The organism is Streptomyces sp. NPDC096040 (assembly GCF_040303265.1).
GTDB lineage: Bacteria > Actinomycetota > Actinomycetes > Streptomycetales > Streptomycetaceae > Streptomyces.
Genome location: NZ_JBEOTA010000039.1, coordinates 14,663 through 33,163, shown reverse-complemented (window position 1 = coordinate 33,163; position 18,501 = coordinate 14,663). Strand labels below are relative to the sequence as shown.

Below are 18,501 nucleotides of genomic sequence, written 5' to 3'. Positions count from 1 at the left end.
TGGGCGCGCTCCCGTCCGGGTCGGGGTGTTCGGGTTGTGTCCCGCCGGGCGCCCCCCCGCCCGGGTCGCGCCCGGGTTACGACTCCCCGGGGTAGCGGACGCCGATCAGTTCACGGAGCGTGTCCAGGGTGCGCATGACCGCGAGGGTGCCGTCGAGTGGGACGAGCGGGGACTCGGTCTCACCGGCCCGCAGCGCGCGCATGACCTCCCGGGCCTCGTGGCGCAAGCTGGTGCGCGGGCCGTCGGCCGGGTCCAGGGCGAACTCCTCCGGGTCGCGGCCGTCGCGGTGCAGTACGAAGCGCTCGGGGTGGAAGAAGCCGTCCGGGATGTCGATCCGGCCGCGTGAGCCGGTGACCGAGGCGGTGGTGCCGGTGCCGCCCACTATGGAGCAGTGCACCGCCGCGAGAGCACCGCTCTCCCAGGAGAGCAGTGCACCCGTCTGGAGATCGACGCCCTCGTCCGAGAGCACCGCTCGCGCCGACAGCCCGTCCGGCTCGCCGAGCAGCAGATGCGCGAACGACACCGGGTACACCCCCAGGTCGAGCAGCGCGCCCCCGCCCAGCACCGGGTCCCGCAGCCGGTGCCCCGGCGGGAACGGGCCCTCCAGCCCGAAGTCCGCCTGCACGGTCCGCACCTCACCGATCGCCCCGTCCCCGACCAGCGCCTTCAGCCGTCGCACCAGCGGGTTGCAGTACATCCACATCGCCTCCATCAGGAAGCGGTCGTGCTCCTTCGCCAGCGCCACCAGTTCCTCGGCCTCGCGGACGCCGATCGTGAACGGCTTCTCGCACAGCACGTTCCGCCCCGCCGCCAGGCACAGCCCGGCGGCCGCCCGGTGCGCCGAGTGCGGAGTGGCGACATACACGACGTCGATGTCCTCGTCCCGGGCCAGCGACTCCCAGTCGCCGTACGCCCGCCCTATCCCGAACCGCTCCGCGAACGCCTCCGCCGACTCCGGGGACCGTGAGGCCACCGCCGCGATCTCCGCGTCCGGCAGATCCACCAGGTCCGCCGCGAACGCGGCCGCGATTCCGCCGGTCGCCAGGATCCCCCACCGCACACTCTGCTCAGCCATCCCGGCCGCCCCACCCTCGCTCATGTGTTTCCAGGCAGTCTGTACGAGCTGAGAGCATAGGCCGGGGCCATCGGGGTCCACCAAGAGCGGACCCGTAGAGCGAGACCAGCAGTGAACCGAAGGAGCAGGGGGGCACATGCGCCAGATGCCAGAGCGGCCGGCACCGCCGACACCGCACGCCCAGGACACCGCCGTACCCTCCGGAACCGCCCCCGGCACCCGCGCCGCCCGCCGTGCGGGTCTCCTCCTGGTGCTGGTCCTCGGTGCGCTCACCGCGACGCCGCCGCTGGCGATGGACATGTACCTCCCGTCCCTGCCGGAGGTCACCCGCTCCCTCCACGCCCCCGCCGCGACCGTCCAGCTCACCCTCACCGCCTGCCTCGCCGGCATGGCCCTCGGCCAGCTGGTCGTCGGCCCGATGAGCGACCGCTGGGGCCGCCGCCGTCCGCTGCTGGCCGGCCTCGCCGTCTACGTCGCCGCCACCGCCCTGTGCGCCGTCGCGCCGAACGTCGAGACCCTGGTCGCCTTCCGCCTCGCCCAGGGCCTCGCGGGCGCGGCCGGCATAGTCATCGCCCGGGCCGTCGTACGCGACCTCTACGACGGTGTCGCCATGGCCCGCTTCTTCTCCACCCTGATGCTGGTCTCCGGGGTGGCCCCGATCGTCGCCCCGCTGATCGGCGGGCAGATCCTGCGGGTGACGGACTGGCGGGGCGTGTTCGTCGTCCTGACGGTCGTCGGTGCGGTCCTCGCGGCCGTGGTGTGGGCGAAGCTCCCGGAGACCCTGCCGGGCGCCGACCGGCACGCCGGGGGAGCGGCCGCCGCCGCACGCGCCATGCGCACCCTGCTCGCCGACCTCCCCTTCACCGGCTACATGCTCGCGGGCGGCTTCGCGTTCGCGGCCCTCTTCGCCTACATATCCGCGTCCCCGTTCGTGATCCAGGAGATCTACGGCGCCTCCCCGCAGACCTTCAGCCTGCTCTTCGGGCTCAACTCGGTCGGGCTGGTGATCGCCGGGCAGATCAACGGCAAGGTGCTGGTCGGCCGGGTCAGCCTGGACAAGGTGCTGGGCGCCGGCCTGACCGTGACCGTACTCGCCGCGACCGCCCTGCTCCTCATGTCGACCGGAGTCCTCGGCCCGGTCGGCCTCGCCTCCGTCGCCACCGCCCTGTTCGTACTGATGTCCGCGATGGGCTTCACCCTCCCCAACGCCCAGTCCCTCGCCCTGCTGCGCACCCGGCACACCGCCGGATCGGCGTCCGCGCTGCTCGGGACCTCCTCGTTCCTGGTGGGCGCGGTCGCCTCACCGCTGGTCGGGATCGCCGGGGAGAGAACCGCCGTGCCCATGGCGATCGTCCAACTGGCGGGGGCACTGGTGGCACTGGCCTGCTTCGTGGGAATGTGCCGTCCCTGGACAGCGCGTGGGAACACACGTGCGGCGACGGAGGATGGGGGTGCCCCCATTCGAGCGAAGTCGAGAGAGGGGGAGAAGAGCTGAGCGTACCGAGACTGCGCGTCGAGACACCGGAACGGGCCGGGCTCGACCCCGCGGAACTCAGGCACCTCGTGCGCGAAGTGCATGCCCTCACCGCAGGCGAGCGGCCCTGGGCGGCCGGCGCCGTCGTGGTCGCCGGACGCGGTCCCGTGATCGCCGTCCAGCAGGCGGCCGGCTGGGCCGTGCGCTGGTCCGCGTACGACCCCGAGGCCGACGCCGGTGTCGAACTGCCGTCCGCCGCCCGGGTCCCGATGACCGTCGACACCCCCTTCGACCTGGCCTCCCTCACCAAACTCTTCACCGCGGTCGCCGCCGTGCAGCAACTCGAACGCGGCACCCTCGGCATCGACGCCCGCGTCGGCGCCTACCTCCCCGACTTCCGGGCGGCCGCCGTCCACGGCATCACCGTCCGCCAGCTCCTCACCCACACCTCGGGCCTGCGCCCCGAACTCCCTCTCCACGACTGCCCCGACGACGCGGCCCGCCTCGACCTGCTCCGCGCCGAGGCCCCGAGCAGCCCGCCCGGCACGTACCGCTACTCGGACCTCAACATGCTCCTCCTCCAGTACGTCCTGGAGCGGATCACCGGCCGCACCCTCGACGTCCTCGTCCACGAGGGCATCACCCGCCCGCTCGGGATGACCGCCACCGACTTCGGCCCCCGCCCCGGCGCGGCGGCCACCGAGGACCAGCGGCGGCCGTGGGCCAAGGCGGACCGGGGGATGCTGCGGGGTGTCGTGCACGACGAGAACGCCTGGGCGCTGGGCGGGCCGGCCGGGCACGCGGGCCTGTTCTCCACGGCCCGGGACCTGGCCGTCTTCTGCCGGACGCTGCTGGCGGGCGGTGCGTACGGCCCGGCGCGCATCCTCGGCCCCGACTTCGTGGACCTGCTGCTGAACCCACCCGGTCTGGGGTTCCTGGTGGACCAGCCGTGGTTCATGGGCGAACTGGCGGGCCGGGGCGCGGCCGGGCACACCGGGTTCACGGGGACGAGCCTGGTCCTGGACCGGGCGACGGACACCTTCCTGGTCCTGCTGGCCAACACCGTGCACCCCCGGCGGCGACCGGGCGACAGCGCTCCGAGAGCGGCGGCGGCGACCCGGCTGGCGAGGGCGGTCTTTCTCAGCCCGTCGCGGGTGTGACGCGGCGGCGGCCAGGCCTTCGAGCGAGTCGCCGTCCGCTGGTTCCCGCCCTCGGCGCGCCGCGTCTTCCGGCACTACCCCGCGCTCGAGCCGGTGCCCACGTGGGCACCGGAGCCGTCCGGGTGTGATGTCGGGCGCCCCTACAATCACCGGGTGAACCACCCCGCATCCCCGGCCGACCAGCTCCGTGCCACGCTCTCCGACCTCCTCGACGGCCTTCCCCCGAAGCAGGCCGCCGGAGCCGTCGAGCGACTGATCGCCAGCTACCGGGGTGCCACCCCGACCGACGCGCCGATCCTGCGGGACCGCGCGGACGTGGTGGCCTACGCGGCCTACCGGATGCCGGCGACCTTCGAGGCGGTACGGGCGGCGCTGGCGGCGTTCGCCGACGCGGTGCCGGAGGGCTGGGTGCCGGGGAGCCATGTGGACGTCGGCGGCGGGACGGGCGCGGCGACCTGGGCGGTGACCGACACCTGGGCCGGGGTCCGGCCGGTGACGGTCCTCGACTGGGCCGAGCCGGCGCTCGCCCTGGGCCGGGAGATCGCCGCGGCGAACCCGGCGCTGCGGGAGGCGTCCTGGCAGCGCTCTCGGATCGGAGCAGCGCTCACCATCGAGAGCACTGATCTCGTCACGGTGTCGTACGTCCTCAACGAACTCGACGAGGCCGCCCGTGCCGCCCTCGTCGACGCCGCCGCGACCGCCGCGCAGGCCGTCGTCATCGTGGAGGCCGGCACCCCGGCGGGCTATGCCCGGGTCATCGAGGCCCGCGACCGCCTGATCGCCGCCGGCTTCCAGGTCGCCGCGCCCTGCCCGCACAGCGCCGCCTGCCCGATCGTCCCCGGCACGGACTGGTGCCACTTCTCGGCCCGGGTCAGCCGCTCCTCCCTGCACCGCCAGGTCAAGGGCGGATCGCTGGCCTACGAGGACGAGAAGTTCAGCTACGTGGCGGCCACCCGCTTCCCGGTGGCCCCCGCGCCGGCCCGGGTGGTGCGGCGGCCGCAGATCCGCAAGGGCCAGGTCCTGCTCGACCTGTGCGAGACCGACGAACAGCTGCGCCGGACGACGATCACCAAACGCCACGGCGACCTGTACCGGGCGGCGCGGGACGCGGACTGGGGAGACGCCTGGCCGCCGCGGTGACACGTCGTGGTGATACGCCCCCGGCACCCCGCTTCGCACCCGGATGGGACCATAAGGCATGCTGTCCGCACCACAGGGAGGCGAGGCGATACATGAGCGGGACGTTCGGCGGCCGCAGCGGCCGGCAGGGCAGACTCTCCCAGTGGCTGCTCGGACGGCGGTCCAGGGAAGCCGCCGCCACCGACGGTGACGGCCGTGCGGCCCTGCTGCTCGCCGCCGCCGAGGCGGGCCTCCCGCTGGCCCCCGCCGCGTATCCCGCCCCCGGCTACGGCTGCTCCTGCGACCGCGTCGGCTGTCCCACCCCGGCCCGGCACCCGGTGTCGTTCGCGTGGCAGACGCAGTCCACCACCGACCGCGCCCAGATCGAGCGCTGGGCCCGGCACCAGCCGCAGGCCAACTTCATCACCGCGACCGGGATGACCCACGACGTCCTGGACGTCCCCCTGGAGGCCGGCCGGCAGGCGCTGGAGCGGCTGCTCGCGAACGGCGTCGAGGTGGGTCCGGTCGCCGAGAGCGACGACGGCCGCATGCTGTTCTTCACCCTCACCCGCGGCACTCCCGAGGACGAGGACGAGTGGTGGCCGTGCGAGCTGGACTGCCACCCCGAGACCATGGACGAGCATCCGGGCCTGCGCTGGCACTGCCGGGGGTCGTACGTCCTCGTGCCGCCCGCCCGGCTGCCCGGTGACGACGGCCGCAGCGTGCACTGGGTACGCGGTCCCGAGCACCCGCTGCCCGACCCGCTGACCCTCCTGGAGAGCCTCACCGACGCCTGCGCCCGGCACGTCGGCACCGAGTCCGACCAGGCGGGCGCCGCCTGGCCGGTCCGCCGTTAGGAACCCTCGGCGGACGTCAGCCCCTGGATGCGTCCCAGGACCGAGACCTTTCCGGTGCCCGCCGGGTCCAGCGCGACCTGGTTGGAGACGAACTGCATGGTCAGCGACTGCTTGATCTCGCCCTTGGTGAGGGCCTTGACGTCCTGGTTCGGCGTCGGCACCGAAGTGCCCGCGGCCGCGGTCTCCTTGGCGTAGTAGCGGGTGGTGAAGAACACCATCGCACCGCCGTCGGTGGTGCGCAGGGCGAGCGGCGCGTAGTCGCCGCCCGTCAGCGGCACGTCGATGTACTGGGTCGCGAGGCCCGGCTTGGTCGACTTCTTGCGGTCCGTGCGCCAGCCGCTGGTGTGCGCGCCGTCCGCGAAGACGCTGCCGCCGCTCTTCAGGTAGGTGGCGTAGTCCTCGCTCAGGTCAGCGGGGGAGAGGGCCAGTTGGGCGCTGTTGGCCGGCACGGCCTCGGCCCAGCCGTCCTTGTCGGTCGTGAACTTCGGTACGGCGTCCGGCGCGACCAGCGTCAGATACGCCACCTGGAACGGCGCGGAGAGGCTGTTACGGGTGAAGACCAGCAGCCAGCGGTCGTCGCCGCCCTTGTTGCCGTGCGCGTCGGCGAGGAACCAGCGCGGCCAGCCGGCCTTCTTGGGGATGGTGTACGTGACGTCGTCGAACTCCAGCGCCGAATGGCCGGAGTTGCCGCTCGGGCTGTTGACGTGCCCGGCCTTCAGACGCGCGGAGTCGATGTCGGCGAGGGCGCCGGTCGTGTAGTCGGCGTCCAGGGAGCCGTCGTAGGCCTTGTCGGCCTTGTTGTACGCGTCCGTGAACTGCTTCAGCGCCTTGGCGGCCTCGGCGCGGGTGGTGGTGGGGAGCACCTCGCGCTCCCCGTGCACCACCACGCATCCGCTCGCCGTCAGTGACACGGCGGTCAGCGCGACCGCCATGAGCGCCCCGCGCTCATGCCCGCGGAGTCTGCGGAGCCGCCGAGGGCCGCGATCCCTGGTCGTCAGGTGCGTCATCAGGTGCCTTCACCTTCCCCTTCCCGGAGGCGAACCCTACCGGGGCGAAGAAGAGTACGAGCGTCGGGATCAGGTACAGCAGCCACACCGTGACCTGGAGCACGGTCGGGTCGGGCTGGAAGTTGAAGACGCCCTTGAGGAGGGTGCCGTACCAGCTGTCCGGCGGGATGGCGCCGCTGATGTCGAAGGCCTGGTCGGTCAGGCCCGGGATCCAGTCGGCCTCCTGGAGGTCGTGGAAGCCGTACGCCAGCACGCCCGCCGCGACGACCACCAGCATGCCGCCGGTCCAGGTGAAGAACCTGGCGAGGTTGATCCGCAGGGCGCCGCGGTAGAAGAGCCAGCCGAGCAGGACCGCGGTGGCGAGGCCGAGGACGACGCCGATCAGGGGGCGCGGGGTGCCGTCGCCGGCCGCGTGCACGGACGCCCACACGAACAGGGCGGTCTCAAGTCCCTCCCGGCCCACGGCGAGGAGGGCGGTGGCGACCAGCGCGCCGGTGCCCATCGCGAGGGCCGCGTCGAGCTTGCCGTGCAGCTCGGACTTCAGGTGCCGGGCGGTGCGCCGCATCCAGAACACCATCCAGGTCACCAGGCCCACCGCGACGACGGACAGGGACCCGCCGAGCGCCTCCTGCGCCTCGAACGTCAGCTCCTGGGAGCCGAATTCGAGGGCGCAGCCGAAGCCCATGGCGATGAGCACCGCCACGCTGATGCCGATCCAGACCGGCCTCAGGGCGTCCCTGCGCCCGGTCTTGACCAGGTAGGCGATGAGGATGCAGACGACGAGCGAGGCCTCAAGGCCTTCGCGCAGCCCGATCAGATAGTTGGAGAACACGGATCACGCCTCCTCGGAGAACAGCGTCCGGCCCCACCAGTCGTCCTTGTCCCGGACGCCGGGCGGGACCGCGAAGACCGCCGAACCCACGTGCTGGATGTACTCGTTGAGTGCGTCGGACGCCGACAGCCTGCGCTGCAGCGGGATGAACCCCTTGCGGACGTCACGCTGGTAGGCCAGGAAGAACAGGCCCGCGTCGAGCCGTCCGAGCCCGTCCGTCCCGTCGGTGAACGAATAACCCCGGCGCAGGATGGTGATCCCGCCGTTGGAGTCGGGGTGCGCGAGCCGCACATGGGCGTCCGGCTTCATCGCCTTCAGGAACGGCGCGTCGTGCTCCCTGGCCTTGCCGACGGGGGCGCCCTCGCCCTTGTCCCGCCCGAAGACGTCCTCCTGCTCCTGGAGCGAGGTCCGGTCCCAGGTCTCGATGTTCATCCGGATGCGCCGGGCGACGAGATACGACCCCCCGCGCATCCACCCGGGACCGTCGCCGTCGCCCACCCAGACGAACTTCTTCAGCCGGTCGGTCTCGGTCCCCGCGATGTTGCGGGTGCCGTCCTTGAACCCCATGAGATTGCGCGGGGTCTGGGCATCCGGGGTCGTGGACGAGGTCTTCCCGAAACCGAGCTGGGACCAGCGGATGGCGACCTTGCCGAAGCCGATCCGGGCGAGGTTGCGGATGGCGTGCACGGCGACCTGGGGGTCGTCGGCGCAGGCCTGGACGCACAGGTCGCCGCCGGTGCGGGCGGAGTCGAAGTTGTCGCCCGGGAACTGCGGCAGATCGACCAGGGCGTCCGGGCGGCTGTCCCTGAGCCCGAACTTCTCGAAGAACGACGGCCCGAAGCCGATCGTCAGCGTCAGCCGGGACGGCTTGAGCCCGAGCGCCTCGCCGGTGTCGTCCGGGGGCGCCTCGGCGAGCCCGCCGTACGCCCCGTCGCCGATCGCCTTCCCGGCGGTCAGTCGCCGGGCCGCGGCCGTCCAGTCCTTCAGCAGCTGGACGAACTCGGCCCGGTCCTCGGTCTTCACGTCGAACGCGGCGAAGTGCAGCCGGTCCTGGACGGGGGTGGCGATACCGGCCTGGTGGGCGCCGTGGAACGGGACGGCGGTCGTGGGGTCGGCGTCGTCGCCGGACTCGGCCACGGCCACCGCGCCCCCGGCCACGGCGGCGCCGAGCGCGAGCCCGGCCCCGCCCCAGCCGATGACCGCACGACGCGACGGACTGGTTTTCTCGGCCATGTCCCGCCCCTTACTTGACGACGGCCGCGGCGAGCTTGGACAGCGGCTCCGCGAGGGCGTTGACCGCGTCGGACAGCTCCTTCTGCTGGGCCTTGGTGACCTTGTCGTACGACACGAAGCCGTCCGAGGTGGAGGTGGTGCGGTACTCGTCGAGCAGCGCGTTCAGCGCGGTGAACTGCTTGTCCAGCTCGGTGGTCAAGGCCGCGTCGTTCTTCCGGGCGACCGGCTTCAGCAGCTCGTACGCCTTGTGCGCACCATCGACGTTGGCCTTGAAGTCACTGAGGTCGGTGTGGGAGTAACGGTCCTCCTCGCCGGTGACCTTGCCGGTGGCGACCTCGTCGAGGAGTTCCTTGGCGCCGTTGGCCATGGAGGTCGGGGTGATCTCGGCCTTGCCGACCCGCTTCTGCCAGTCCTTCAGATCGGTGACCAGCCCGGCGGCCAGGGTCTTCTGCTCGGCGCCGATCTTCTCGTCCTGCCACAGCGCCTTCTCCAGCGCGTGCCAGCCGGTCCACTTCTGGCCCTTCTCCAGGCCGTCGGCGCGGGTGTCCGTCTTGGGGTCGATGTCCCCGAAGGACTCGGCGATCGGCTCGGTGCGCTCCCAGCCGACCCGGGAGGGGGCGTAGGCGTTCTTCGCGGCTTCCAGGTCGCCTGCCTTGATGGCGGCGGCGAACGTCTCCACCTTCGGGATCGTCGCGTCGGCCTGCTCCTGGGCGTACTCGCGGTAGTCGGCGACGGCCTTGTCGAGCGTCGGGTTGCGCTTGGCGACCGCACCGGAGCCGGTGACGGTCAGCTTCTGCCGGACACCGTGCCCCTTCATCCCGGGCCGGCAGGCTATTTCGTACGACCCCTGCTTCACCTCGGCGGTGAGCGTGTACTTCGTCCCCGGCCCGATGTTCTCCTTCTCCGAGACGATCCGGTCGTCCGGGAAGAGGATCTCGACCTCGGTGGCCTTGGACCCGGTGTTCTCGATGGCGAGCGTGACGTGCCCGGCGGGCACGGACTTGGTCGACGTCTCGCACCTGGAGTCGGCCGCGGTGACCTGAATCGCGTCACCGCCCTTGGCGTCGCTCTTCGCCGTGCAGGCCGAGAGAGCGGTCAGAGCAGCCGCGGTGGCGGCGGCGGTGACGGTGAGTCGGACGGCACGCATGCAGGCTCCAAGCGAGGTGGTGTGGTGAGGCTTCCCTAACTTACCCGAGGCTTACCTCACTCTTACCCATGCGGGATGTGATTCACCGGACACAGAAGGATCACGGAGACCCGAGTGCTTCAATGCCGGAGTGACTGAATACGACGTGCTGCGTGTCTTCTGCGCGGCGAACGGCGGCTACGGCAACGAGCTCGGCGTCGTCCGCGACGGCACGGTGCTGCCCGCGCGGGAGGACCGGCAGGCGCTGGCGGCGAAGCTCGGGTTCAGCGAGACCGTGTTCGTGGACGACCCCGAGCGCGGGGTCGTCGACATCTACACCCCCACCCTGCGCCTGCCGTTCGCCGGCCACCCCTGCGTCGGCACGGCCTGGCTGCTGGACGTGCCCGAACTGGTCACACCGGCCGGCGTGGTCGGCGCCCGGCTGGACGGGGAGTTCAGCTGGATCGAGGCACGCCCGGAGTGGGCCCCGCCGCGCACCCTGCGCCAGTACGCCACGGCCGCCGAGGTGGACGCCCTGCCGGTGCCGCCGCCGGGCGAGCGAAGCGAGATGGGGGTCCCCCCGGACGAAGTCTGGGGGAGGATCTACGCCTGGGCGTGGGAGGACGAGTCGGCCGGGCGGGTAAGGGCGCGCGGCTTTCCCGGGCGCGGTGACGGGATCGACGAGGACGAGGCGACCGGGGCGGCCGCGCTGCTGCTCACCGACCGGCTGGGCCGGGCCCTGAACATCACCCAGGGCAGGGGCTCACAGATCCTCACGGCACCGCAGCCGTACGGCTGGGTGGAGATCGGCGGGCGGGTCCTCCTGGAGGGGGCCGAGAGGCAGCCGGGTCTCAGCTAGCGGCCGGCTTGTCGTCGCGGCCGCGCCTCGCGTAGTACCAGGTCATGTTCGACGACAGACCCGTCAGCAGCACCCAGACGACGCCCATCAGCCAGCTGCCCTGCACGAACGAGATGACGGCGGCGGCGACGGCGAGAACGCAGACGACCAGGGCGTAGAGGGCGAGGCGGGGCATGTCGGAGTCGCTTTCGGATCGGTCGGTCGGGGGACACCGGTGGGAGCCACCAGTGTCCCCCATCCGCTCAGACGTCCGTGACGCGGAGCCCGGCGTGTGCCTTGTAGCGGCGGTTGACCGAGATCAGGTTGGCGACCAGCGACTCCACCTGGTGGGCGTTGCGCAGCCGCCCCGCGAAGATGCCCCGCATCCCCGGGATGCGCCCGGCCAGCGCCTGCACGATCTCCACGTCCGCCCGTGCCTCGCCCAGTACCATCACATCGGTGTCGATCTCCTCGACCTCCGGGTCCTGGAGCAGTACCGCCGACAGATGGTGGAAGGCCGCCGCGACCCGGGAGTCCGGCAGCAGCGCCGCGGCCTGCTCCGCCGCGCTGCCCTCCTCCGGCCTGAGCGCGTAGGCGCCCTTCTTGTCGAAGCCGAGCGGGTTGACGCAGTCCACGACCAGCTTCCCGGCCAGTTCCGCGCGCAGCGACTCCAGCGTCTTGCCGTGCCCGTCCCACGGTACGGCGACGATCACGAGGTCACTGCGGCGCGCGCACTCGGCGTTGTCCGCGCCCTCGACGCCGTGACCGAGTTCGTCGGCGGCGGCCTGCGCGCGCTCGGTGGCCCGCGAACCGATGATCACCTTCTGGCCGGCCCGGGCCAGCCGGTAGGCGAGGCCCTTGCCCTGCGGGCCGGTGCCGCCGAGTACACCCACGACCAGGCCGGAGACGTCGGGCAGGTCCCAGGGGTCCTTGCCGGCGGCCTTCTCGGCCGCCGGCTGCTGTGCACTGTCGGAAGTGTCGGAAGAGGTCATGGGCCGACTCTACGTCCGTGGCGGCGGCCGTACCCGGTCAGGTGAGCCGGTTCACGGGCACCCGCCGGAACGTGATCGTCTCGTACGCGCCGAAGTCCCCGGTCTCGTACAGCAGTCCGACGGTGGCCGCGTCGACCCGGGTCAGGTCGGAGTAGGCGGCGGGCAGACCGTCGACCGTGTAGGCGGGGCGCCAGGTGGTACCGCCGTCGCCGGAGGCACGGATCGTCATCAGCGCCCGGGCGGCGGGGTCGGCGGGGCCCGAATACAGCAGCAGATCCGGGTCCCGCAGCTGCAGTACGGAGGCCTCGCAGACCGGCGCGGTGAGCCCGGCCTGCGGCCGGAACGGCTTCACCAGCGTCTTCCCGCCGTCCGTCGAGTGCGCGTCGGCCCGGTCGCCCGGGGACGGCGAGTCGTTGCGGGTATTGAAGTAGACGCGCCCGTCCGGGAGTTCGGCGGCGGTGGTCTCGTTCACGTTGACGTACCCGTTGGTGTTCTCGTCGACGTAGCCGAGGTACCAGGTCTCGCCCCGGTCGTCGCTGAGCAGGCAGTGGCCGCTGTTGTACTTGCCCTCGGTGCCGTTGTCGGTCCCGGTGGGCGCGACGGTGTGGTTCGCGGCTACGACGACCCGCCCCGAGCGCAGTTGGACGGCGTGCCCGGGGGTGGTGGCGTACCACCGCCAACCGGCCTTCTTCACCGTCTTGGTGATCTCCTTCGGAGCGGACCACGTCACCCCGTCGTCGTCGCTGTGCTGCACCCACACCCGCCGCCCGTCCGCGTCCGACACCTGCCCGCGCAGGATGGCGTCCTCGGTGGCGGAGGCGGCACTGCGGACGTGGACGAGCAGGATCCGGCCGGTGTCGAGAACGACGGGGGCGGGGTTCCCGGCGAGGTCGGTGCCGTTGCCGGCGGCGACCTGGAGCGCCCCCCAGGTACGGCCGCCGTCCCCGGACCTCTTCAGCACCACGTCGATATGCCCGTAGTCCGCGGCGGAGTCGACCCTCCCCTCGCAGAAGGCGAGCACGGTGCCCGCCCGGGAGACCACCACGGCCGGGATCCGGAAACTGGCGTAGCCCTCGGTACCCGCGCGAAAGGGAATGCTTGCTTCTACGTCGCTCATGGGCCGCCTTCTCCCCGGATTGGGCGAACTCGCGGTGAACTCCGCGTCACGAGTGCCCGATTGCGGCAGTATGCGGGGGCATGGACGCCGTACGGGTCGCATTGCTGCGCGAAGTGCTCGCCGGAACCGAGTGGTTGGGGGCGACGCGGAGATTCGCGGGCGCGCTGCGGGGCTCGGTGGTGACACACGGCGGCGGACTGCTCCTGCTCGGCACCCCGGAGTACGAGCCGTGGCATCTCGCCGCGCACCTGGTGGACGAGGCCGCGTGGTCCGGTACGCCGGAACTGGCGCCGACGCTGGTACGGCACGGGGCCCGCCCCACCGACCCGGCCCATCTCGCCGCCGGCCTCGGCCGTATCGAGGCGGCCCGCCGGGGCGAGACGCTGCTGGTGGTGGCGCCGGGCGAGTCGGCACCCCTCCTGGACCACGTCCACACCGCCCGCCGGGCCGGGGTGACGGTACTGGCCCTGTCCAGCACGGCCGACGACGCGTTGACGGCGATGGCCCATGAGACCCTCACGGTCCCGGAGGGCGCGGGACTGGACCTGGACACGGTCCAGCACCTGGTCAGCGCGGCGACAGGCGAGAACGGGCCGTCCCCAAGAGCCCGCCGCCGCTTCAGGGACCGCCTGTCAAGACTGGCGGAAACGGTAACGGCGCCGCCTTCGACCCCTTGGTAGCTCCCCGCCCAGCCACCCGACTCTGTTGGCTGTCCGCCTGCCGGCAGCACCGAGGAGAAGCGGAGACGCCGACCGGGACGGGGCGGGATGCCACCGACGCGCCCCACCGCCGGGCGGCCGGCGCGGACGCCCACGGCCGATCGAGCAGCCCCTCTCGCCCAGCTCTTCACCTCGCCTCTCTGCCAACCGAGACAGGTGGGTGGGTGGGAAAAGCGGTTGATGTGGCGCACCGCGCCGTTCAGCATGGCTCAGCGTGAGCGTGCTTCCCGACCTCGCCCCCTGGCGGGCCTCCGTCGACTTCCGGCGGCTGTGGGCCTCCGGTCTGATCAGCAACTTCGGGACGTTCCTGACGTTCGTCGCACTCCCGGTGCAGATCAAGGACCTCACCGGAAGCGCGGCCGCCGTCGGTGCCGTCGGCGCTGTCGAGCTGCTCCCGCTCATCCTCTTCGGCCTCTACGGCGGCGCCCTCGCCGACGCCCTCGACAAGCGTCTGCTCATCCTCTGGACCGAGGCAGGTCAGGGCCTGCTCAGCGCGGCCCTGCTGCTCAACGCCCTGCTGCCGCACCCGGCCGTCTGGCCGCTGTACGCCGTCGCCGCGCTCTCCTCCGCGCTGGGGTCGGTCCAGCGCCCCGCCCTGGACTCCCTCTGGCCCAGGATCGTCGCCCACGACGACCTCCCGGCCGCGGCGGCCCTCAACTCGTTCCGCTGGACCGTCGGCGGCGTCGCGGGCCCCGCCGTCGCCGGCCTGGTCGTGGCGTACGCGGGCCTCGGCTGGGCGTACGGCGCCGACCTCGTCACCTTCGCCGTCTCGGTCGTCCTGATCCTCCCGATCGCCGCGTCCCCCGCCTCCCACGAGGCCGCGAAACCCTCCCTGCGCTCCATCGCGGAGGGCGCCCGCTACGCCTGGAGCCGCAAGGAACTCCTCGGCACCTACGCCGTCGACCTCGCCGCGATGTTCCTGGCGATGCCGCTCGCCGTCCTCCCGTTCCTGGCCGACGAGTTGGACGCGAAGTGGTCGCTCGGGCTGATGTACGCGAGCATCCCGGCCGGGTCACTCCTGGTGAGTGTCGTCAGCGGCTGGACCTCGCGGGTGCGCCGGCACGGGCGGATGGTGGTGCTGTCGGCCGCCCTGTGGGGTCTGGCGATCGCGGCCGCCGGCGCCGCCGGCAACGTATGGCTGGTCCTGCTCCTCCTGGCCGTCGCCGGCGGCTGCGACATGGTCAGCGGGATCTTCCGGGGCGCCATGTGGAACCAGACGATCCCCGACGAGCTGCGCGGCCGTCTCGCCGGGATCGAGCTGCTGTCGTACTCCGTGGGCCCGACCCTCGGCCAGGTGAGGGCCGGTGGCATGGCCGGATGGCTGGGCGTCCGCGCGTCCGTCGGCGTGGGCGGCCTGCTGTGCGCCGGCACGGTCGGCCTGCTGGCCCTGTGCCTGCCCGCCCTGATGTCGTACGACGCACGGACCAACGAGCACGCCGTACGGCTGCGCGCTCGGCGCACGGCCGCACCGACCCAGCTCTGATCAGCCCCGGCCCTGATCAGCCCTCCTCCGAGGAGTCACCCGCCGGTGCGTCGTGCCAGCGCGGGTCGTTCTCCCACTGGAGGTTGCGCTCCCGCGCGATCTCCATCGCGTGCTCGGCCTCCTGCCGCGAGGCGTAGGGGCCGAAACGGTCCTTGCCGGGGCACTCGGGGCCCTCCTCGACCTTCTTGTCCTCCAGGCAGTAGTACCACTCGCCGGGCTTGCCGACGGTCCGCTTCTTGAACAGGGCCATGACCAGCTCCTTTCGCCCTCCACATATTCCCCCATGCCCGCTGGTTAGACTCGCTGGCATGTCTGGCCAGTCGCTGCTCGTACCAGGGGAGCTCTCCCCCACCCGTCCGGTACCCGGAAACATCCGCCGCCCCGAGTACGTCGGCAAACCCGCGCCGACCCCGTACACCGGGCCCGAGGTGCAGACCCCGGAGACCATCGAGGCGATGCGGATCGCCGGCCGCATCGCCGCCCAGGCGATGGCGGAGGCCGCGAAGATCATCGCGCCGGGGGTGACCACGGACGAGCTCGACAAGGTCGCGCACGCCTACATGTGCGACCACGGGGCCTACCCGTCCACGCTCGGCTACCGCGGCTTCCCCAAGTCCCTGTGCACCAGCGTCAACGAGGTCATCTGCCACGGCATTCCGGACTCGACGGTCCTCCAGGACGGTGACATCGTCAACCTCGACGTGACGGCGTACATCGGCGGGGTGCACGGCGACAACAACGCGACCTATCTGGTCGGGGAGGTCGACGAGGAGAGCCGGCTGCTGGTCGAGCGGACCCGGGAGTCCCTCGACCGGGCGATCAAGGCGGTCAAGCCCGGCCGGCAGATCAACATCATCGGCCGGGTCATCGAGTCGTACGCCAAGCGCTTCGGGTACGGAGTGGTCCGTGACTTCACCGGCCACGGCATCAACTCCTCCTTCCACTCCGGGCTGATCATCCCGCACTACGACAGCCCGCACGCGACGACCGTGATGCAGCCCGGGATGACCTTCACGATCGAGCCGATGCTGACGCTCGGGACGCACGAGTACGACATGTGGGACGACGGCTGGACGGTCGTCACCAAGGACCGCAGGCGGACCGCCCAGTTCGAGCACACCCTGGTGGTGACCGACAGCGGCGCGGAGATCCTCACCCTGCCGTAGCCCGACGTGGCCCGCCGTTCTGCTGGGCCCGTCCTCCACTCGGAGGGCGGGCCTTTTTCGGGTACGATTTTACCGACAGGGTGTCGGTAAACTTGCCGACGAGGCGTTGGCAAGGTCACTGACTTAGATAAGGCTAACCTTAGAGGATTTGCCCATGGACTCCTTCGCGTCACTCATCCGCACCGCGACCCACCAGCAGCACGTGGAGGCGGAGACCTCGACGTTCATGAGCGACCTACTGGGCGGCCGACTGGGCGTGGCGGCGTACGCGCGCTACACCGAGCAGCTGTGGTTCGTGTACGACGCGCTGGAGAGCGGGGCCGCGCGGCTGGCGTCGGACCCGGTGGCCGGGCCGTTCGTGCGGCCCGAGCTGTTCCGGCTGGCGGCGCTGGAGCGGGACCTCGGGCATCTGCGCGGGCCCGGGTGGCGGACGGGACTCACGGCGCTGCCGGCCACGGAGGAGTACGCGGCCCGGGTGCGGGAGTGCGCCGAGCGCTGGCCGGCCGGCTATGTCGCCCACCACTACACCCGCTACCTCGGCGACCTCTCCGGCGGCCAGCTCATCCGCGACCGGGCGGAACGGACCTGGGGCTTCGAGAAGAAGGGCGACGGCGTCCGCTTCTACGTCTTCGAGGACATCGCCAACCCGGCCGCCTTCAAGCGGGGTTACCGCGAACTCCTCGACGCGGTGAACGCCGACGACCTGGAGAAGCAGCGCATCGTGACCGAGTGCAGGCGCGCCTTCGCCCTCAACGCGGGCGTCTTCCGGGCGCTGGGCGAGGCGTTCCCCCTGTCGGCGTGACGGCTACGGGGCGATGGAGCAGTACTCGTTCGTCCCCTGCCAGAAGCGGTACAGCTCCTGACCGCAGTAACGGTTCACGTCGTCCACGCCAAGGCCGCGCAGCAGGGCGTCGATCACGTCGAAGAAGGCGCTGTTGATCGACGGCACCCACAGCAGCGCGAAGACGAAGAGCAGGCCGAAGGGGGCGAACGGCTCCACCTGGCGCTTGATGTTGTACGACAGCCAGGGTTCGATCACGCCGTAGCCGTCCAGGCCCGGCACCGGCAGGAAGTTGAGGATCGCGGCCGAGACCTGGAGCAGGGCGAGGAAGGCGAGGGCGTAACGGAAGTCGCGCGGGACGCCGTCCAGGGAGTGCAGCCAGAAGGGCGCGGTGCAGACGGCGGCGAAGAGCACGTTCGTCAGCGGGCCGGCCGCCGAGATGAGGCTGTGCCGCCACCGGCCGCGGATCCGGCTGCGCTCGATGAAGACCGCACCGCCCGGCAGACCGATACCGCCCATGATCACGAACAGCACCGGGAGCACGATGCTCAGCAGGGCGTGGGTGTACTTCAGCGGGTTCAGGGTCAGATAGCCCTTCGCGCCCACGGTGATGTCACCGCTGTGCAGGGCGGTGCGCGCGTGCGCGTACTCGTGCAGGCACAGGGAGACGATCCAGGCCGCCGTCACGAACAGGAACACCGCGACCCCGGGCTGCTCGGCGAACCCGGACCAGGTGGCCCACCCGGTGACCGCGGTGACGGCCAGGATCCCGACGAAGACGGGACTGATCCGCCGGTCGCTGTGGCGGGTGGTGGTGGCGGTCATGGCGCGGGACTCCTGGTCGCGTCGATGGTGGTGGCGTGCGGGGTCGACCGTACAGGTGATGCGGGAAGAACGTCCTGCGGGCGGCTGAAGGTTCCTGCTAGTCGTTACGCTGATACGAGTCGACGAGGAGGTGCCCATGACGATCGCCGAGAGTTGGGTCGAGCTGGTTCAGGACCAGATCCAGGTCCCGCGTAGTGCGCGCCTCCGGCTGACGGAGAACGGCCTGACATTGGTACCGGTCACCCACGCGCACACTGCGACGGCACGGCGCATCGCCAACCAGATCGAGGCCGGGCTGCCCGGCTGGGCGGCGGTCGGCGAGTTCTCGGTCGTCCCGCCCCGGGAGGGATACAAGCCCGAACCGGATGCCGCGGCGCTGCCGCTGGACCAGGTTCGCTCGGGCGACAGTGAGGTCAGCGAGAAGCTGCTGCCCTTCGTGGTCGAAGTCGTTTCCCCCGAGAGCAGGAACCGGGACTACAACACCAAGCCGAGCCACTATGCCCTGCGCGCTATTCCGGCCTATCTCATCGTCGACGTGCTCTCCGCCCGCTGGACTCTGCTGACCCGCCCCGACGACGGCGAGTACCAGCACCGGGAATCCGGCGTCTTCGGTGACCAGATCGAGATTCTCGTCGCCGACCAGACCCTCACCCTCGATTCCTCGCAGTTCATGCGCATCTGAAACCCACAGGCGGAG

General features: G+C 71.6%; 20 protein-coding genes. 10 read left to right on the top strand and 10 right to left on the bottom strand.

Annotated features, from left to right (window positions below; all coding sequences use genetic code 11):
- Positions 1–76: 76 nt before the first annotated feature.
- Positions 77–1,075 (bottom strand): Gfo/Idh/MocA family protein, encoded by a 999-nt coding sequence (locus tag ABTY98_RS36505; RefSeq protein WP_352225416.1) that lies wholly within the window; start codon positions 1,073–1,075, stop codon positions 77–79.
- Positions 1,076–1,220: 145 nt separating this feature from the next.
- Here ABTY98_RS36505 and ABTY98_RS36500 point away from each other — a divergent pair, with 145 nt between their 5' ends.
- The 4 genes from ABTY98_RS36500 (at position 1,221) to ABTY98_RS36485 (ending at position 5,685) form a co-directional block, all read left to right on the top strand.
- Positions 1,221–2,570, top strand: coding sequence for a multidrug effflux MFS transporter (locus ABTY98_RS36500; protein ID WP_352225441.1), 1,350 nt, complete (start codon positions 1,221–1,223; stop codon positions 2,568–2,570).
- Positions 2,571–2,581: 11 nt separating this feature from the next.
- Positions 2,582–3,709: a serine hydrolase domain-containing protein gene (locus tag ABTY98_RS36495; RefSeq protein ID WP_502994443.1), complete on the top strand. Its 1,128-nt coding sequence runs from the start codon at positions 2,582–2,584 to the stop codon at positions 3,707–3,709.
- 153 nt (positions 3,710–3,862) lie between these two features.
- Positions 3,863–4,849, top strand: coding sequence for a small ribosomal subunit Rsm22 family protein (locus ABTY98_RS36490; RefSeq protein WP_352225415.1), 987 nt, complete (start codon positions 3,863–3,865; stop codon positions 4,847–4,849).
- Between the two features lie 92 nt (positions 4,850–4,941).
- On the top strand, positions 4,942–5,685 hold the full coding sequence (locus ABTY98_RS36485) for a bifunctional DNA primase/polymerase (protein ID WP_352225414.1): 744 nt from the start codon (positions 4,942–4,944) through the stop codon (positions 5,683–5,685).
- On the opposite strand, the gene ABTY98_RS36480 is transcribed toward ABTY98_RS36485, so the two are convergent.
- The 4 genes from ABTY98_RS36480 to efeO are packed head-to-tail and all read right to left on the bottom strand — an operon-like array spanning position 5,682 to position 9,904.
- Positions 5,682–6,692 carry an SCO2278 family lipoprotein gene (locus ABTY98_RS36480; RefSeq protein ID WP_502994441.1) on the bottom strand — a complete coding sequence of 337 codons (1,011 nt, stop codon included), beginning with the start codon at positions 6,690–6,692 and terminating at the stop codon, positions 5,682–5,684. The two genes, ABTY98_RS36485 and ABTY98_RS36480, sit on opposite strands and share 4 nt — an antisense overlap.
- Positions 6,631–7,524 carry an iron uptake transporter permease EfeU gene (efeU, locus tag ABTY98_RS36475; RefSeq protein ID WP_352225413.1) on the bottom strand — a complete coding sequence of 298 codons (894 nt, stop codon included), beginning with the start codon at positions 7,522–7,524 and terminating at the stop codon, positions 6,631–6,633. The genes ABTY98_RS36480 and efeU overlap by 62 nt, the downstream gene beginning before the upstream one ends.
- A gap of 3 nt (positions 7,525–7,527) precedes the next feature.
- Positions 7,528–8,757 (bottom strand): iron uptake transporter deferrochelatase/peroxidase subunit, encoded by a 1,230-nt coding sequence (efeB, locus tag ABTY98_RS36470; RefSeq protein ID WP_352225412.1) that lies wholly within the window; start codon positions 8,755–8,757, stop codon positions 7,528–7,530.
- 10 nt (positions 8,758–8,767) lie between these two features.
- Positions 8,768–9,904 carry an iron uptake system protein EfeO gene (efeO, locus tag ABTY98_RS36465; RefSeq protein WP_352225411.1) on the bottom strand — a complete coding sequence of 379 codons (1,137 nt, stop codon included), beginning with the start codon at positions 9,902–9,904 and terminating at the stop codon, positions 8,768–8,770.
- Between the two features lie 130 nt (positions 9,905–10,034).
- Here efeO and ABTY98_RS36460 point away from each other — a divergent pair, with 130 nt between their 5' ends.
- Positions 10,035–10,742: a PhzF family phenazine biosynthesis protein gene (locus ABTY98_RS36460; protein ID WP_352225410.1), complete on the top strand. Its 708-nt coding sequence runs from the start codon at positions 10,035–10,037 to the stop codon at positions 10,740–10,742.
- On the opposite strand, the gene ABTY98_RS36455 is transcribed toward ABTY98_RS36460, so the two are convergent.
- The 3 genes from ABTY98_RS36455 to ABTY98_RS36445 all read right to left on the bottom strand — a co-directional run bounded on the left by ABTY98_RS36455 (position 10,735) and on the right by ABTY98_RS36445 (position 12,830).
- Positions 10,735–10,917 carry a hypothetical protein gene (locus tag ABTY98_RS36455; RefSeq protein ID WP_352225409.1) on the bottom strand — a complete coding sequence of 61 codons (183 nt, stop codon included), beginning with the start codon at positions 10,915–10,917 and terminating at the stop codon, positions 10,735–10,737. The two genes, ABTY98_RS36460 and ABTY98_RS36455, sit on opposite strands and share 8 nt — an antisense overlap.
- Before the next feature lie 67 nt (positions 10,918–10,984).
- Positions 10,985–11,713 (bottom strand): NADPH-dependent F420 reductase, encoded by a 729-nt coding sequence (npdG, locus tag ABTY98_RS36450; RefSeq protein WP_352225408.1) that lies wholly within the window; start codon positions 11,711–11,713, stop codon positions 10,985–10,987.
- Between the two features lie 37 nt (positions 11,714–11,750).
- Positions 11,751–12,830, bottom strand: a complete 1,080-nt coding sequence (locus ABTY98_RS36445; protein ID WP_352225407.1) for a sialidase family protein — start codon at positions 12,828–12,830, stop codon at positions 11,751–11,753.
- 80 nt (positions 12,831–12,910) lie between these two features.
- Here ABTY98_RS36445 and ABTY98_RS36440 point away from each other — a divergent pair, with 80 nt between their 5' ends.
- A complete protein-coding gene (locus ABTY98_RS36440; RefSeq protein WP_352225406.1) occupies positions 12,911–13,510 on the top strand; it encodes a phosphoheptose isomerase family protein in 600 nt (199 codons plus the stop codon).
- Positions 13,511–13,763: 253 nt separating this feature from the next.
- Complete coding sequence (locus ABTY98_RS36435) at positions 13,764–15,032, top strand: MFS transporter (protein WP_352225405.1); 1,269 nt, start codon at positions 13,764–13,766, stop codon at positions 15,030–15,032.
- A 16-nt stretch (positions 15,033–15,048) separates the two neighbouring features.
- Here the strand turns inward: ABTY98_RS36435 and ABTY98_RS36430 are convergent, their stop codons facing one another.
- Positions 15,049–15,282, bottom strand: a complete 234-nt coding sequence (locus ABTY98_RS36430) for a hypothetical protein (RefSeq protein WP_352225404.1) — start codon at positions 15,280–15,282, stop codon at positions 15,049–15,051.
- Positions 15,283–15,340: 58 nt separating this feature from the next.
- Here ABTY98_RS36430 and map point away from each other — a divergent pair, with 58 nt between their 5' ends.
- A complete protein-coding gene (map, locus tag ABTY98_RS36425) occupies positions 15,341–16,198 on the top strand; it encodes a type I methionyl aminopeptidase (protein ID WP_352225403.1) in 858 nt (285 codons plus the stop codon).
- A 154-nt stretch (positions 16,199–16,352) separates the two neighbouring features.
- Positions 16,353–17,000, top strand: coding sequence for a biliverdin-producing heme oxygenase (locus ABTY98_RS36420; RefSeq protein ID WP_352225402.1), 648 nt, complete (start codon positions 16,353–16,355; stop codon positions 16,998–17,000).
- A gap of 3 nt (positions 17,001–17,003) precedes the next feature.
- Here the strand turns inward: ABTY98_RS36420 and ABTY98_RS36415 are convergent, their stop codons facing one another.
- Positions 17,004–17,804: a site-2 protease family protein gene (locus ABTY98_RS36415; RefSeq protein ID WP_352225401.1), complete on the bottom strand. Its 801-nt coding sequence runs from the start codon at positions 17,802–17,804 to the stop codon at positions 17,004–17,006.
- Between the two features lie 136 nt (positions 17,805–17,940).
- On the opposite strand from ABTY98_RS36415, the gene ABTY98_RS36410 reads away from it, so the two are divergent.
- The gene (locus ABTY98_RS36410; protein WP_352225400.1) at positions 17,941–18,486 is read left to right on the top strand and encodes a Uma2 family endonuclease; all 546 of its coding nucleotides are present in this window, start codon (positions 17,941–17,943) and stop codon (positions 18,484–18,486) included.
- Positions 18,487–18,501: the final 15 nt, after the last annotated feature.

What these genes read in the sequence shown, in the direction of transcription:
- ABTY98_RS36505 (WP_352225416.1), bottom strand. Translation starts at nt 1,075, where the DNA reads ATGGCTGAGCAGAGTGTGCGGTGGGGGATCCTGGCGACCGGCGGAATC.
- ABTY98_RS36500 (WP_352225441.1), top strand. Translation starts at nt 1,221, where the DNA reads ATGCCAGAGCGGCCGGCACCGCCGACACCGCACGCCCAGGACACCGCC.
- ABTY98_RS36485 (WP_352225414.1), top strand. Translation starts at nt 4,942, where the DNA reads ATGAGCGGGACGTTCGGCGGCCGCAGCGGCCGGCAGGGCAGACTCTCC.
- ABTY98_RS36480 (WP_502994441.1), bottom strand. Translation starts at nt 6,692, where the DNA reads ATGACGCACCTGACGACCAGGGATCGCGGCCCTCGGCGGCTCCGCAGA.
- efeB (WP_352225412.1), bottom strand. Translation starts at nt 8,757, where the DNA reads ATGGCCGAGAAAACCAGTCCGTCGCGTCGTGCGGTCATCGGCTGGGGC.
- efeO (WP_352225411.1), bottom strand. Translation starts at nt 9,904, where the DNA reads ATGCGTGCCGTCCGACTCACCGTCACCGCCGCCGCCACCGCGGCTGCT.
- ABTY98_RS36455 (WP_352225409.1), bottom strand. Translation starts at nt 10,917, where the DNA reads ATGCCCCGCCTCGCCCTCTACGCCCTGGTCGTCTGCGTTCTCGCCGTC.
- npdG (WP_352225408.1), bottom strand. Translation starts at nt 11,713, where the DNA reads ATGACCTCTTCCGACACTTCCGACAGTGCACAGCAGCCGGCGGCCGAG.
- ABTY98_RS36445 (WP_352225407.1), bottom strand. Translation starts at nt 12,830, where the DNA reads ATGAGCGACGTAGAAGCAAGCATTCCCTTTCGCGCGGGTACCGAGGGC.
- ABTY98_RS36440 (WP_352225406.1), top strand. Translation starts at nt 12,911, where the DNA reads ATGGACGCCGTACGGGTCGCATTGCTGCGCGAAGTGCTCGCCGGAACC.
- ABTY98_RS36430 (WP_352225404.1), bottom strand. Translation starts at nt 15,282, where the DNA reads ATGGCCCTGTTCAAGAAGCGGACCGTCGGCAAGCCCGGCGAGTGGTAC.
- map (WP_352225403.1), top strand. Translation starts at nt 15,341, where the DNA reads ATGTCTGGCCAGTCGCTGCTCGTACCAGGGGAGCTCTCCCCCACCCGT.
- ABTY98_RS36420 (WP_352225402.1), top strand. Translation starts at nt 16,353, where the DNA reads ATGGACTCCTTCGCGTCACTCATCCGCACCGCGACCCACCAGCAGCAC.
- ABTY98_RS36415 (WP_352225401.1), bottom strand. Translation starts at nt 17,804, where the DNA reads ATGACCGCCACCACCACCCGCCACAGCGACCGGCGGATCAGTCCCGTC.
- ABTY98_RS36410 (WP_352225400.1), top strand. Translation starts at nt 17,941, where the DNA reads ATGACGATCGCCGAGAGTTGGGTCGAGCTGGTTCAGGACCAGATCCAG.